The sequence below is a fragment of the Streptomyces sp. NPDC024555 genome, assembly GCF_055559335.1.
This window is the reverse complement of sequence record NZ_JBVHKV010000008.1, coordinates 337,134-350,876: the sequence shown is the minus strand read 5'-3', so window position 1 is coordinate 350,876 and position 13,743 is coordinate 337,134. Positions and strand designations below refer to the sequence as shown.

The window sequence follows — 13,743 nt, the reverse complement described above, 5'->3', positions numbered from 1 at the left end:
TCTGCGCCTTGCCCGCGTCCTCCTGGTCATCGCCACGGTCGGTGCGGTGGGTGCCGCTGTCGGCCAGATTCAGGTCGTGTTCGATGCGGACGGCGCGACGAAGGTGGTGGAGACCTGGCGGCTGTACGGGTTCGTGGTCTTCGCCGGCCTGTTCGCGCTGCTGGCCGCCAGGCCCCTGGGGAACCTCGTGGTGTGGCTGCTGGTCATCACGAACAAGCTTGCGCTGACCCTGACCGCTCTCGCCTACGAGGCCCACGGCGGGATCGTGGACACCGGGACGATCATCGGCTGGGACGGCGGTCTGACCGTCCTGCTGCTGGTCGCGTTCGCGGCCAGTCGGCTCGGTGCCAGGCCCTCGGTCGGCTGAGGACCGAGATCCGGCGCACCGTCGGCCTGCGCGGGGTGCGCCCGGCTTCCGGCGTCGGTGGCGACGTGGCTGGTCCGTGGGCGGTGGGTCAGCGGGCCGATCGTTGGCGCAGTGGGCATGCTCGGGTGGCCGCTGCGGAGCTGACCGAACTCCTGGACAGTGACGCGGACCTGCTGGCTTCTGCCGCTTTCCTTGTCGACGGTCAGCCCGCCGGCGCAGCAGCGTTACTTCAGTACGACGGGGGCGGCGGCAGGACCGCGCGGCGCTTGCTCCGGACCCCAATGACGATCGCCGCCACCAGACCGGCGGCAGCCACTCCCGCTCCGGCTGCCGCCCAGCGGAAGCCGGGGTCGGAGGCGCTCGCGGAGTCCACGGCCTTTCCGGTAACGGCGGACTCGGCAATCGTGCCGTGGGCCGTGTCGGTGTGGAAGCGGGAGTCGTTCGAGTTGGAGCGGTGGTCGCCCATCATGAACAGCCGGCCTTCGGGGACGACGAGGTCCAGCGGCGGGGAGAAGCTGTTCTGGGAACCGGGGTAGAGGTAAGGCTCCTTGAGCACCTTGCCGTCGACCCTCACCGTTCCGTTCCGGGACAGGACGATGTGCTCGCCGCCCCGGGCGATCACCCGTTTCAGGAGCGGGGCCTGGATGCCCCAGTCGTGTCCGTCGAACAGGGCGATGTCGCCGTCGCGCAGGGCGGAGCCGTCCGTCTTGTCGATGGAGACCTTGTCGCCCGGGTGGTAGGTGGGCTCCATCGACGTGCCTGACACCTGCATGGTCCGGTAGCCGATCCTGCCGGCAGCGGGGACGAGGATGCCGGCAACGGCCGCGACCACGCCGACCGCCATGACGCCGAGCGCCACGCCCAGGGCGATACGACTGCCGCGCGGTCGCGGGGGCGTGGGAGGCCGCCATGGCTGCTGCCACTGGGGCCAGGCCTGCTGGCCCTGCTGCGGTGCGACCTGCCCTCCCTCCGGCGACCCGTACGGCCGGCCGTTCGGTCCGGATCCCCATCCGCTCATCGTGACGCCCCCTCGCGATCTGCCCTGCGGCCGTGGGGCGACATCATGGCAGGTACACATCCAGGGTCGGTGAGCGGGAGGCCGTGGTGGCGGAACTTCCGGGGCGATCGACAGGTTCAACGCGTCAAGGTGCTGACCGCTGCTTGCAGTGGATCAAGGAATCCGTGGCGCGTTCCTTGGCCTGCGCCTGCTCCAGGACCCTTCGGACTTCGAAGGAAGGCACTTGCCCGAGGTGCCCAGGTGCGCCGCCCAGCAGCCGAGGCGCGGTGGTTCGGCCTGATTCCGCTGGGGCACGAAGTGAGCATGGACCGATCGATGGCGCAGTGGGCGTGCTCGGTGGCCGAGGCGGAGCTGTCTGAGTCCCTTCCACGTCGGTGGATGCACTCGCGAGGGGTCGCGCGGCGCGCGGCCGAGCTGACCGAACTCCTGGGCAGTGACGCGGATCTGCTGGCTTCTGCCGCTGTGCTTCATGACGTGGGCTACGCGCCACGGCTGGCAGTAACAGGCTTTCATCCGCTGGACGGAGCCCGGTTCCTTCGTGACGACCATGCTGCGGACGAGCGGCTCGTGCGGCTGGTCGCCAACCACTCGTTGGCGCTGCTGGAGGCTGAGGAGCGTGGACTACGGGGCGCTCTGGAAGCCGAGTTCCCACTGCTCGACGACCACCGGCTCGTGGATGCCTTGGTGTACTGCGACATGACGACGACGCCGGACGGGAACGGCACGTCCGCCGAGGATCGGCTGGAGGAGATCATGGTTCGTTACGGTGCGGACAGCCTGGTGGGACGGTTCATCCGTCGAGCGTCGCCGGACATCCTCGCGGCCGTGGGGCGGGTGGAGGCGGCGCTGGGGGCTCAGCCCAGGTAGGGGTACGTGCCGGCGAGGTAGTCGCCGATCTGCTGGCGCATGCTGGGGTGGATGTCGTACTCGTCCAGGTCGCGCGGCTGGACGTAGCGGACGCCGTCGGCCTCGTCGTTGACCGTGGGCTCTCCGCCGACCGGGCGGCCGATGTAGGTGTTCTCGTACTGCTGGCGGATCTCGCCGTCGGTGTAGGCCACGATGTGGTTCGGGTTCGTGTAGACCCCCAGGAAGCCGGTGATCTCGGCGATGATTCCGGTCTCTTCCAGGCACTCCCGCACCGCGCACTGCGCCGCCGTCTCGCCGATGTCCTGGGCTCCGCCGGGCAGGGCCCATTGGCCGGTGTCCCGGCGGCGCTGGAGGAGTACGGCGCCGTTGTCGTCGACGACGAGCAGGTTGCTGGCCGGGATGAGCGTGTTCGCCTTGGGAGCCTTGGGGTCGTTGTAGTACTCAGTTCTGCCCATGCGGCGAGTGCCCCTCCTGATCGGGTGTCCAGGGCCGTGCGGTTTCCCAGACGGCGTCAAAACTCTGAGCGTAGTGGTCGAACCAGCCCGTCGTATCCGCTCTGCGGAGGTGGAGAAGGGGGTTGGCGCTGGCCGGCTGGCCCCAGACATGCGGGTTGACCAGAAGGTCGTCGTCGTACCGGAACACGGAGGCGTAGAGAGTGGTGTCGTGCAGCCTCACCTCGCACCCGGCCTCGGACAGCAGGGGCCGGTAGTAGGTCAGGGAGGCGCGGATCTTGGCAGCGAGGGTGTCGCCGATCCCTTCTTCACGGCCCCGGATTGCTGCGGCCCGGCCCGTCGAGTCGCCGAAGCACAGCCGCACGTGGACGCCGCTCGACGCACGTTCGGCGAGCATCTTGGCGACGTGCGGGTTGGACTGGGCGAAGAAGGTGCCGGAGAAGACGAGGACACTGATCTGCTCCTGGGCGCCCTTGAGCAGCGACAGCCATGTGTCGCGCGGGACGCTCGCCCGGTTCTGGTAGGTCCCGACCAGTTCCCGTCCCGAGCCTTCGAGCTGCTGCGGCGTGGTCGGCGCCGGTGCGGGCCAGAGGAACAGTTCCTCGACCCGTAAGTGCTTGGCGACGCGGAAGCGGTGGCGAGGGTGGGGAACGCGTCCGCCGAGCCACCGGCCAACGGTCTTGGGGTCGACCTCGCAGACTTCGGCGAGTGATTCGGGTGCAATGCCGCGCTGGGTGAGCACGGAGTGCAGTCGCTCGTTCACAGGCGCCATACAAGCCGAGTCGGTCAGGAGCGGCAAGGACGTTTCGGGACGTTCCGCGGAAGGAGTGAGCCGTGAGGGCTGTCCTTACGCTGGACGCATGGAGCTCATCGTCCTCTGGGACATCGACCACACTCTCATCGAGAATGCCGGGGTCAGCAAGGAGATCTACTCCGCCGCCTTCACGGACCTGGCAGGAAGGGAGCCTGCGGGACCGGCGCGAACGGAAGGGCGTACGGACCGTCTGATCATGCGCGACATGTTCCAACGGAACGGCCTGGCCGAGCCGGACTGGACCGACATCGAGAGGGCTCTGTCGGGCGCTGGGTCGTCGCGGCTCCATGACCTCAGCCGACGGGGGAAAGTCCTCCCTGGCGTGCGGGAAGTCCTGAAGGAGGCATCCGTGCGCAGTAGTTGGGTGTCGTCGGTGCTCACCGGCAATATCGCGGCCAACGCCCGTGTGAAGGTCGCGGCCTTCGGCCTCGATCCCCTCCTGGACCTGCCAGTCGGCGCCTATGGGGCCGACGCCCTTCAGCGTCCCGATCTGGTCCCCGTCGCCCGGGAGCGTGCCCAACGGCTGCGGGGCGCCCCGGACGGCGTGCCCGTCGTGCTCGTCGGAGACACCCCCAGGGACGTGGAGGCCGCACTCTCCACGGGATCCGAGATCATTGCGGTCGCCTCCGGCGTCCACAGCACCCAGGAGCTGGCGGATGCCGGTGCCCGCAGGGTTCTGTCCGATCTGACGGACACCGGGCAGGTGCTCGGGATTCTGGACGCGCTTTCCGTACGCTGAAAACGTCCCAGGACGTCCTCGAAGCGTTCCGATACGTGGTGACGGCGTCCGTACCTGCCCGACCAGTATCGGGTCTCCCACCAGGCACACGCTTTGAAGGAGACCCTCGTGATCAGCGAAGTCACCGGGATCCGCAGGATCCGGATGCTGTATCTGCAACTGCTCTACCGCTGCAACTTCGCATGCCTGCACTGCTTCCACGGCGAGCGGCTCCAGCACGCCGACGCCTTCACCACGGACGAGGCGGTCAGCCTCCTCACACTGATGCGCGACGAGTACGGCACCGGGGCCGTCACCCTGTTGGGCGGTGAGCCGTTCGTCCACCGCGACCTCGCCCAGGTCGTCCGATACGCCAAGCGGGACCTGGGCATGCGGGTCGAGATCTGCACCAACGGCTACCGGATCGAGCGCCGGCTCACCGAGGTCGCTGCCGACCTGGACCTGCTCCGGGTATCACTGGAGGGCATCGGCACGACCAACGACAAGATCCGCAGGTTCGGAAGCTATCGAAGCGCCCTGAGCGCCCTTGAGATCGCGCAGCGACTCGGCGTCCGCACCGGCGCGACCATGACGGTCACCTCACGCAACATCGACGAGGTCCTGCCGCTCGCCCGCACGTTGCAGCGCCACGGGGTGGAGCAGCTGAAACTCCATTGTCTCCGGCCTGTTGGCAATGCAGCGGATCACCCCGAGCTCCTCGTGAACGATGCCACGGCCTACACCCGCCTGCGCGAGGGCCTGGCCTCGGCCGAGTTGGACATCGAGGTGATCCTCGACGAGGACCTGTCCGAGCTCGGTGGGCCGGACGCCTGCCTCTCCGCCGGAGGACCTGTGGAGATCGAGCGAATCGAAGCTGACCCGCGCGGCGCGCTCACCATGTCCTGCAAGGCCGTCGGCAAGGACTCGCACGCCTTCTGGTACGACAAGCTCACCAACCGCATCGACCACCGGTCGTCCGCCACCGACGAACTCACTCTCCCGGTGCCGGACGTGGTGTACGGACGTGTCTGACCCGGCATCGTTCGAGAGCGTTGAAGGGCTCCGTGGCACCGGCAAGTCGACGCTCGCACCCATGCTCGCGGCCGCTCGTGGCGCAGTGCTGGTCCCGACCGTGCCTCCCAGCTATCAGGTACTGCGGCAGGAGGTCGACCGGCTGGGAAACGCAGAGGCACGCATGTGCTTCTACCTCTCGGCCGTGCTCACCGCCACTGATCAGATCCAGCGGTACCTGTCCGCCGGCATCCCGGTCGTCGTCGAGAGCTACTTCGCCCGGTGCTTCGCCAACCACCGCGCTTTCGGGGCCCGCCTCTCCGTTTCCCTGCCGCCGGGCATCCCGCGTCCCGTCACCTACTACCTCGTCTGCGCGGAGGCCGAGCGTCAGCGCCGACTCGCCAGGCGCGACAAGCCTGTCTCGCGTTGGGACGCGCTCGCCGAGATCACCGCAGACAAGATCACCGACGCCTACGCCTCGTTTCCGATGCACCGCGTGAACATCACTGGGCTCACCCCCGACGAGGTACTCCGAACCGTCCTGAGCAGGACCAACCCCCAGGGAGAGCGGGTCAATGCAGACACCCAGCATGTGGCGGCACACCCTCACCTTCTTCCCTCAGTTCCTCGCCGCGCTGAAGGAGCGTACGGAACCTGACTCCACCGTGACGGTCATCGGGGCGAGCGACGGCAGACTCGTCGTGCCACTGGCCGACGCCGGCTACCGCGTCATCGCCATCGAGCGCGACCCGCTCGCTCTCCACGGTGGCGACGTCCAACTTCCGGGTGGCGGAGCCGGTCACGCGATGGGCCTGATCGAGCGCCTGACCCAGGAAGGGCTTCACGACCGCGTCCAGGTCGTGGAGGACGACTTCCTCGCCTCCGAACCCGTCACCGCTCCCTGTGATGCCGTCTGGACAAGCTGCTCGTGGCATTACAGTGCCAACCATCATCGGGCGTTGGGCGAGTTCGTCGACCGCATGCAGCGCTTGGTCCGGCCCGGCGGGCTGTTCGGCGCGGAGTTCATGATGCCCCTCACGCAACGCCACCACGTGCTGGAGCACTACACATCTCCCGAGAGGCTCCGGCGTTACCTCACCGGGGACTGGGATGTCCTGCTCACCCTGCGGACCGACGAGTTCACCGAGCGGGGACACGTCGGACAGCCGCAGGACCACAACCACCGCATGGGCCTTCTGCTTGCGGCCCGTGCGTCCGCCCCCTCGTAGAGCCAAGGAAAGAAGAACCTGATGAAGCACGAGTACGAAGCCAAGTTCCTCGATGCCGACGTCGACGGTCTCCAGGCCAAACTGCGGGCGCTCGGAGCCGTCCAGGCATTTCCGCGCACCCTCCTCACCCGGAAGATCTTCGAGAACGATGCCCTCGAAGGCGGCGCCTGGGTCCGCCTGAGGGAGGAGGCCACCCGGTCCACGCTCACGCTGAAGCGGGTCACCGACTCCACGACGATTGACGGCACCACCGAGATCGAGACCGAGGTGTCGGACCTGCATGCCATGGCCGAGATCCTTCGCCACGTCGGCCTGCGTGAGGTGCGCTACCAGGAGAACTACCGGGAGGAGTGGCGCCTGGGCGAGGTCGCCTTCGACTTCGACACCTGGCCGGACCTCCCCACCTTCGTCGAGATCGAAGGCCCCGACGAGGCATCGGTCCGCCGGGCCGCCGCCCTGCTGGACCTCGACTACACCGAGGCACGTTTCGGCAGCGTCGATGAGATCTACAAGAGTGAGGCCGGCCGGGACATCTTGGCCGAGCCCACGCTCCTCTTCGCCGACGGTGACAAGCAGGCTTTGGGCGGGGCGGCCGTCTCCAGCGAGTGGGCTTGAGCATCGGACTGCGCGTACAGAACTGGTTCCGGCGTCGGTGGCGACTCGGTTGGCTCGTGGGCGGCGGGTCAGTCCTCGGCTGCGGCGTAGGACGTGAGACGGCGGGCGAACGCGGTGGTCAGGTCGCGGAGTTCGTCGGGGCGCTCGATGGCGAACGGCCGGTCGAGGGAGGCGAGGACCGGGGGCAGCCAGTCGAGCCGGTCCACCCATAGCTCGACGCGGCGCCAGCGCTCGGCCGTGCCGGCCGGCTCGTCGTTCGGGGAGGTGTCCTCGTCCAGGCGTGCGACGGTCTCCGGGAGGCGGGCGCGGATCTGCTCGATCGTGCCGTGGATGCGGACGGTCACCTCGTGCCGGTAGTCGGCCGTGGCGAAGCCCGACAGCAGGCGCTCCGCCGGGGCCGGGTCCTGAGGCGCTGCGAATGAGCCGGGCAGGGTCCGCGCGTCCGTGACGCGGTCGAGCCGGAAGGTGCGGTCCTCGCCGATGCGGGGGTCCTGGCCCGTGACGTACCACCGGCCCGCGTGGGCGACGATTCCGTACGGGTGCAGGGTGCGTTCGCTGGGCAGCCCGTGGCGGTCGGTGTAGCGGATCGAGACGGGGCGGTGGTGGCGTACCGCGTCGGCGAGGGTCAGCAGGATCCCGGCGTCCGGGGCGGGGGTGTCGGGGCCGCCGGACCGATCGGTGAAGGCCAGGGTCTCCAGGAGTGCGTCGAGCCGGCGGGCGAGGTGCTTGGGCAGGACCCGCCGGATCTTCGCCGCCGCCGTTTCGCTCGCGGTGTGCTCCGCCGTCGTCGGCCCCGCCGCCCGGCCGGTGATCAGGCCGAGCAGGACGGCCAGGGCCTCGTCGTCGTTGAACATGAGCGGCGGCAGGCGGTAGCCGGGCGCCATGCGGTAGCCGCCGTAGCGGCCGCGCACGGATTCCACCGGTACGTCGAGGTCGATCAGATGGTTCACGTACCGGCGCACCGTGCGGCCCTCGACGCCGAGCCGGTCGGCGAACGCGGTGACGCACGGGCATGTACGGGGGCGCGTTTTCGAGGTGAGGTTGACGACCGGCGCGTACGGAATCCGGATCGAGGTGGTGGACGCGCGGGGCGAGCGCCGTCCCGAGCCGTGTGCGCCGTGTGCGCCGTGTGGGCCGGACGCGCCGGTTGCCGAGACCGGCTATGGGCTGTGCCTGGTGGAGGCCCTGGCGGAGAAGTGGGGCGTGGCCGAGCGGGTGGTCGGCAAGACGGTGTGGGCGGAGGTCGGGTGGAGGGGGGGCGGGGGTGACGCCGGATCCCGCCCCCTGACGCAAGGAAGTGGCCCCGTAGGCGTGTGGGACGACGAATATCGCAGGACAGCCCGAAGGGCCACGCTGAACAATGCCCAGGTGGACTTCGTGATCGACACTCCCCGGGGCCCCCGCCCTTGCCCACACCCTTCTGGCGGCCTGGTTGCTGACCTACCCCAACCAGGACGCAGGGATCGACGAGGCATGGATCCGGGCGCAGCGCGGCGACGCGGTCACCAGCGAGGGCATCGCCCGGTGGCGGGAGTTCATCGAGGAGGCCGGGCGCCGGCCCGTGCAGCTCTTCTGCCGTGTCGTGCGCCAGGGGGACGAGGTCATCGGCTTCCTGTGCGGGCGCCGCGACGAAGGGGTCAGTCTCGGACCGATGTACCTGCTGCCCCAGGCGCAGGGCCGAAGCATCGGACGCGACTTGATGACGGCATTCCTCACCTGGGCCGACGACGCACCTATCCGCCTGTGGGTGACCGCCTACAACGAGCGGGCCATCAGCTTCTACCGGCGCTACGGCTTCGAGGACACCGGCGAGCGGCTCCTGTGGCGGGACAAGCTGCCGAACCTCCGCATGGCCCGGACCGGCCCGCCGGGACAGCGGGAGGACCAGCCCTGATCCGGCGGGGCCCGGTGTCCGATTCTCTCGGCGGCCGGGAGCGGGGCAGGCCGGGCCACAGAGAGCTCCCGGGGGCTCAGCCGCTCCCGGGAGCGGCTGCCTGGGTGGGGGTGTCCCAGCTGGTGAGAAGGCTGAGGGCGTCGGCGTCGCGGCTGCCGGGGGCGACGCCGCAGACGATGAGGTAGAGGCCCTCGTCGGCGGTGAGCTGCATGGTCTCGTAGGTGAAGGTCATGTCGCCGACGAGGGGGTGGGTGATGCGTTTGGCGCCGGCGCGGTGGCGGCGTACTTCGTGGCGGGCCCAGCGGCGGTCGAAGGTGTTGCCGCGGGTGGAAAGTTCGCCGATGAGGTCGGACAGGGCCCTGTCGTGGGGGTTGCGGCCGACTTCGGCGCGCAGAGTGGCGACGCTCTGGTCGGCGACGGCGTCCCAGTCCGGGTAGAACTCGGCGGCGGCGGGGTCCAGGAACGTGAAGCGGGCGGAGTTGACCGGGCGGGCCGGACTGTTGAAGACCGGGGCGAACAGGGCGCGGGCCAGGGCGTTGCCGCCCAGGAGGTCCAGGCGGCCGTTGCGGATGTAGGCGGGGACGCCGGTCATGGCGTCGAGCATGTTCCACAGTTCCGGGCGCAGGGTGCGCCGGGCGGGGTGGCGTGGGGTGCGGGCGGCGGCCGTGGTGGCGTTGGCGGCGCGGACCAGGTCGAACAGGTGGGCGCGTTCGGCGTCGTCCAGGAGAAGGGCGGCGGCGACGGCGTCGAGTACGGCGTCGGTGGCGCCGCGGGCGTCACCGCGTTCCAGCCGGGTGTAGTAAGGGACGCTGACGCCGGCGAGCCGGGCGACCTCCTCGCGGCGCAGGCCCGGGACACGGCGGGCTCCGGCAAGCGGCGAGAGGGTGAGGCCGGCCTGCTCGGGGGTGATCCTGGCGCGGCGGGTGGTGAGGAAGTCGCGGATCTCGCTGCGTCGGTCCATGCCCCGAGCCTACGGCGGGACACCTTTCGGGACACGGCGCTGGGGGACCTTGTCAAGGTCCCTCTGGCGGCCCCGGGCGGGGGGTGGGCGGTGTTGTCTGGGGAGCGGGCAGCCTGAAGGGCTGCCTGGCCCGGGTGCCGGGCCTGCGCCTGTCAGGGAGAGTGGAATCCATGCGTGCAACCTTGCTCTACCAGGCCGGTGACGTGCGGGTCGAGGACGTGGCCGATCCGAAGGTCCAGCAGCCCACCGATGCGGTGGTGCGGATCGTGCTCGGCTGCGTGTGCGGCAGCGACCTGTGGCCCTACAAGTCCCAGCCGCTGACCGATCGCCCGCGGCAGATGGGCCACGAGTTCCTGGGCGTGGTCGAGGAGACCGGCCCGCAGGTGACCACCGTCAAGGTGGGAGACCTGGTGGTTGCGCCGTTCACCTACTCGGACGGTACCTGCGCGTACTGCCGTGCCGGGCTGCACACCTCCTGCGAGCACGGCGGCCCGTGGGGTGTGGACGGCGTGGACGGCGGCCAGGGCCAGGCCGCCCGCGTCCCCTACGCGGACGGCACCCTGGTCAAGCTGCCCGTCGGCGAGGACTCCGCACTGCTGCCGGACCTGCTGACCCTGTCGGACGTGCTGTGCACCGGCTACCACGCCGCCCGCACCGCCGGTGTCCGGGCGGGCGACAGCGTGACGGTCATCGGCGACGGCGCGGTGGGCCTGTCCGCGGTCATCGCCGCCAAGCTGCTGGGCGCGGAGCGGATCGTCCTCATGGGCCGCCACACCGCCCGCACGGACCTGGGGCGCGCCTTCGGCGCCACCGACGTGGTCGCCGACCGCGGTGAGGAGGGCGTGGCCGCTGTGCGGGAGCTGACCGGCGGGCGCGGCACACCGCGGGTGCTGGAGTGCGTGGGCCTCAAGGACGCTCTCGTCCAGGCTGCCGGTGTGGTCCGCGACGGCGGCACCATCAGCCGCGTCGGCGCACCGCAGTACCCCGAGGTCCCGCTCGGGTTCCCCGAGTTCCTGCGCAACATCACCCTGACCGGCGGCGTCGCCCCCGCCCGCGCCTACATCGGAGAGCTGATGCCGCGCATCCTGGACGGCACCATCCACCCCGGCCGGGTGTTCGACCGCACCGTGGCCCTGGAGGACGTCGCCGAGGGCTACCGGCTGATGAACGACCGCGAAGCCCTCAAGGTCATCGTCCGCCCCTGACCCTGGGCACCCCCGTACCCACCTCCACCACCTGCGCACCCACCACCACCTGCCCGTATCCACCTCCACCACTTGCCTGATCGAAGGACGGGAATTCTCGTGAAGCACATCCGGCTGCGTGACCTGGACGTCTCCCGTATCGGCCTGGGAGCCATGGGCATGTCCCACGGCTACACCGGGGCCGGCACCGACGACGCCCAGTCCGTGCGCACCATCCACCGAGCCCTGGAGCTGGGCGTCACCCTCATCGACACCGCTGAGGTCTACGGCCCCTACACCAACGAGGAACTGGTCGGCCGCGCGCTCAGGGGCCGCCGGGACCAGGTGGTGCTGGCCACCAAGTTCGGCCTGATCTCCCACACCGGTCGCGAGGGCGGCACCGACAGCAGCCCCGCCAACATCCGCACCGCCGTCGAGGGCTCCCTGAGCCGTCTGGGCACCGACTGCATCGACCTGTACTACCAGCACCGCGTCGACCCCGGCACCCCGATCGAGGAGACCGTCGGGGCACTGGGCCAGCTGGTCGCGGAGGGCAAGATCCGGCACATCGGACTGTCCGAGGCCGGACCCGACACCATCCGCCGCGCCCACGCCGTCCACCCGGTCACTGCCGTGCAGTCCGAATACAGCCTGTTCACCCGCGACCCCGAAGCCCACGTCCTGCCGGTCCTGCGCGAACTCGGCATCGGCTTCGTGCCGTTCTCCCCGCTCGGCCGCGGCTTCCTGACCGGCGCCATCCGCTCCCGCGCGGACTTCGACACCACGGACTTCCGTGCCGACAACCCCCGCTTCACCGGGACCAACTTCCAGCACAATCTGGACCTCGCCGACCAGGTCGCCGCCATCGCCGCCGAGATCGACGCCACCCCCGGACAGGTCGCCCTCGCATGGCTGCTCGCCCAGGGGGACTTCATCGCCCCGATCCCCGGCACCCGCCGCGTCGAGCGCGTCCAGGAGAACACCGCCGCCGACGCCCTGCACCTGACCGCCGACCAGCTCGCCCGGCTCAGCGCCCTGCCCCCGGCCGCGGGAGACACCCACAACCCGGCGCAGATGAAGATGATGGAGCGCTGATCGGCGTCGCCCCCCTCGCAGCGCCGGGCCGCGGCGCCCCGCACCCTCCTGGCCCAGATCACCGACACCGACACCGCCACCGCCACCGGCGGGCAACCGAGCAGCCGAACAGCCGAGCTGAGGAGCACCCCATGCAGCACCTGACCCTGAACAACGGCGTGACCATGCCCGCCCTCGGCTTCGGCGTCTTCCAGACCCCGCCCGATGTCACCGAACAAGCCGTAACCACCGCACTGGAGAGCGGCTACCGGCACATCGACACCGCCGCCGCCTATGCCAACGAACGCGGAGTCGGCGACGCGATCCGCAACTCCGGCCTGCCCCGCGACGAGGTCTTCATCGAGACGAAGGTCTGGATCAGCGACTACGGCTACGCCCCGACCCTGCACGCCTTCGACAAGAGCGCCGGCAAACTCGGCGTCGAGACCATCGACCTGTTCATCCTCCACCAGGCCCTGCCCGGCCGCTTCGACCTGACCCTTGACGCGTACAGGGCGCTGGAGACCCTGCTCGCCGACGGCAAGGTGCGCGCGATCGGAGTCAGCAACTTCATGCCCGACCACCTCGACGCCCTCCTCAAGCAGACGTCCGTGGTCCCAGCCGTCAACCAGGTCGAGGTCCACCCCTACTTCACCCAGCCCGCCGTCCAGGCCGCCGACGCCGCCCACGGCATCCTCACCCAGGCGTGGTCCCCCATCGGCGGCATCACCAGCTACCGCGGCACCGGCACCAGCACCTTCGACGACCCCGCGATCACCGCCATCGCCACCGCCCACGGCAAGACCCCCGCCCAGGTCATGCTGCGCTGGCACCTCCAGCAAGGCCGCTCCGCCATCCCCAAGTCCGTCCGCCCCCAGCGCATCGAAGAGAACATCGATGTCTTCGACTTCCAGCTCACCCCCGCCGAACTCGCAGCCCTCGATGCTCTCGACACCGGCACCCGCGGTGGTCCCGAACCCGACGCCATCACCCTCGAAGCCTTCGGCCGCGACATCCCCGAAGCCTGACCCACCCTGCACCCACAAGCTCCAGCGGCCTGTCCTCTATCTCTCCTAGCCTGCGACGCGTACGTCTCAGCACGAAGCGCAGCCAAGGAGAATCCCGTGGAGTTCGTCTCGATCCGCATCATCACCGGTGACGTCGCCCGCCTGGTCGACTTCTACGAGCGGGTCACGGAGGTACGGGCGGAGTGGGCCACCGAGGACTTCGCGGAGATCCGGACCTCGGGCGCCACCCTCGCCATCGCCAGTACCCGCACCGTCCCGTTGTTCGCCCCGGGCTCCGCCCGCCCGGCGGACAACCACAGCGTGATCACCGAGTTCCTGGTCGATGACGTGGACCGCGTGCACCGGAACCTGACCGGCCTCGTCCCGGACTTCGTCAACGAGCCGACCACGATGCCCTGGGGCAACCGGTCGTTGCTGTTCCGCGACCCCGACGGCAACCTCGTCAACTTCTTCACGCCCGTCACCGCGCAGGCCGCCGCGAAGTTCGCAGGACGCTGACGCCGACGCTCCC

At 69.9% G+C, this 13,743-nt stretch carries 17 protein-coding genes; 12 read left to right on the top strand and 5 right to left on the bottom strand.

All coding sequences use genetic code 11. From position 1 onward, the window contains the following. Positions 1-76 precede the first annotated feature (76 nt). Complete coding sequence (locus ACZ4FH_RS16690) at positions 77-367, top strand: hypothetical protein (protein WP_467305336.1); 291 nt, start codon at positions 77-79, stop codon at positions 365-367. A gap of 229 nt (positions 368-596) precedes the next feature. Here ACZ4FH_RS16690 and lepB read toward each other — a convergent pair whose 3' ends face one another. Then, on the bottom strand, positions 597-1,385 hold the full coding sequence (gene lepB / locus ACZ4FH_RS16685) for a signal peptidase I (protein WP_467305334.1): 789 nt from the start codon (positions 1,383-1,385) through the stop codon (positions 597-599). 303 nt (positions 1,386-1,688) lie between these two features. On the opposite strand from lepB, the gene ACZ4FH_RS16680 reads away from it, so the two are divergent. Further along, the gene (locus ACZ4FH_RS16680; protein ID WP_467305332.1) at positions 1,689-2,252 is read left to right on the top strand and encodes an HD domain-containing protein; all 564 of its coding nucleotides are present in this window, start codon (positions 1,689-1,691) and stop codon (positions 2,250-2,252) included. On the opposite strand, the gene ACZ4FH_RS16675 is transcribed toward ACZ4FH_RS16680, so the two are convergent. Both ACZ4FH_RS16675 and ACZ4FH_RS16670 read right to left on the bottom strand, forming a co-directional pair. Further along, positions 2,240-2,707 carry an NUDIX hydrolase gene (locus ACZ4FH_RS16675; RefSeq protein ID WP_467305331.1) on the bottom strand — a complete coding sequence of 156 codons (468 nt, stop codon included), beginning with the start codon at positions 2,705-2,707 and terminating at the stop codon, positions 2,240-2,242. The genes ACZ4FH_RS16680 and ACZ4FH_RS16675 overlap by 13 nt on opposite strands. Continuing rightward, positions 2,694-3,467 (bottom strand): XRE family transcriptional regulator, encoded by a 774-nt coding sequence (locus ACZ4FH_RS16670; protein ID WP_467305329.1) that lies wholly within the window; start codon positions 3,465-3,467, stop codon positions 2,694-2,696. Before ACZ4FH_RS16670 ends, ACZ4FH_RS16675 begins: the two co-directional genes overlap by 14 nt. A 97-nt stretch (positions 3,468-3,564) precedes the next feature. Between ACZ4FH_RS16670 and ACZ4FH_RS16665 the strand changes: the two genes are divergently transcribed. From ACZ4FH_RS16665 to ACZ4FH_RS16645, 5 genes are all read left to right on the top strand, one after another. After that, positions 3,565-4,257, top strand: coding sequence for an HAD family hydrolase (locus ACZ4FH_RS16665; RefSeq protein ID WP_467305328.1), 693 nt, complete (start codon positions 3,565-3,567; stop codon positions 4,255-4,257). Positions 4,258-4,365: 108 nt separating this feature from the next. Beyond that, positions 4,366-5,268 (top strand): radical SAM protein, encoded by a 903-nt coding sequence (locus tag ACZ4FH_RS16660; RefSeq protein WP_467305326.1) that lies wholly within the window; start codon positions 4,366-4,368, stop codon positions 5,266-5,268. Next, the gene (locus ACZ4FH_RS16655; RefSeq protein ID WP_467305325.1) at positions 5,261-5,905 is read left to right on the top strand and encodes a P-loop nucleotide/nucleoside kinase family protein; all 645 of its coding nucleotides are present in this window, start codon (positions 5,261-5,263) and stop codon (positions 5,903-5,905) included. Before ACZ4FH_RS16660 ends, ACZ4FH_RS16655 begins: the two co-directional genes overlap by 8 nt. Continuing rightward, positions 5,823-6,476, top strand: coding sequence for a class I SAM-dependent methyltransferase (locus ACZ4FH_RS16650; RefSeq protein ID WP_467305323.1), 654 nt, complete (start codon positions 5,823-5,825; stop codon positions 6,474-6,476). The genes ACZ4FH_RS16655 and ACZ4FH_RS16650 overlap by 83 nt, the downstream gene beginning before the upstream one ends. Positions 6,477-6,497: 21 nt before the next feature. Further along, positions 6,498-7,091, top strand: coding sequence for a class IV adenylate cyclase (locus ACZ4FH_RS16645; protein ID WP_467305321.1), 594 nt, complete (start codon positions 6,498-6,500; stop codon positions 7,089-7,091). A 68-nt stretch (positions 7,092-7,159) separates the two neighbouring features. On the opposite strand, the gene ACZ4FH_RS16640 is transcribed toward ACZ4FH_RS16645, so the two are convergent. Further along, entirely contained in the window at positions 7,160-8,155 is a 996-nt protein-coding gene (locus ACZ4FH_RS16640) for a helix-turn-helix transcriptional regulator (protein ID WP_467305389.1), read from the bottom strand. 368 nt (positions 8,156-8,523) lie between these two features. On the opposite strand from ACZ4FH_RS16640, the gene ACZ4FH_RS16635 reads away from it, so the two are divergent. Then, on the top strand, positions 8,524-8,985 hold the full coding sequence (locus tag ACZ4FH_RS16635; RefSeq protein ID WP_467305320.1) for a GNAT family N-acetyltransferase: 462 nt from the start codon (positions 8,524-8,526) through the stop codon (positions 8,983-8,985). Between the two features lie 76 nt (positions 8,986-9,061). Here ACZ4FH_RS16635 and ACZ4FH_RS16630 read toward each other — a convergent pair whose 3' ends face one another. After that, entirely contained in the window at positions 9,062-9,946 is an 885-nt protein-coding gene (locus ACZ4FH_RS16630) for a helix-turn-helix domain-containing protein (protein WP_467305318.1), read from the bottom strand. Between the two features lie 170 nt (positions 9,947-10,116). Between ACZ4FH_RS16630 and ACZ4FH_RS16625 the strand changes: the two genes are divergently transcribed. From ACZ4FH_RS16625 to ACZ4FH_RS16610, 4 genes are all read left to right on the top strand, one after another. Beyond that, the gene (locus tag ACZ4FH_RS16625; protein WP_467305316.1) at positions 10,117-11,151 is read left to right on the top strand and encodes an alcohol dehydrogenase catalytic domain-containing protein; all 1,035 of its coding nucleotides are present in this window, start codon (positions 10,117-10,119) and stop codon (positions 11,149-11,151) included. 99 nt (positions 11,152-11,250) lie between these two features. After that, positions 11,251-12,225 carry an aldo/keto reductase gene (locus ACZ4FH_RS16620; RefSeq protein ID WP_467305315.1) on the top strand — a complete coding sequence of 325 codons (975 nt, stop codon included), beginning with the start codon at positions 11,251-11,253 and terminating at the stop codon, positions 12,223-12,225. A 131-nt stretch (positions 12,226-12,356) separates the two neighbouring features. Beyond that, complete coding sequence (locus ACZ4FH_RS16615) at positions 12,357-13,232, top strand: aldo/keto reductase (protein WP_467305314.1); 876 nt, start codon at positions 12,357-12,359, stop codon at positions 13,230-13,232. Between the two features lie 96 nt (positions 13,233-13,328). Then, positions 13,329-13,730, top strand: coding sequence for a VOC family protein (locus ACZ4FH_RS16610; protein ID WP_467305313.1), 402 nt, complete (start codon positions 13,329-13,331; stop codon positions 13,728-13,730). Positions 13,731-13,743: the final 13 nt, after the last annotated feature.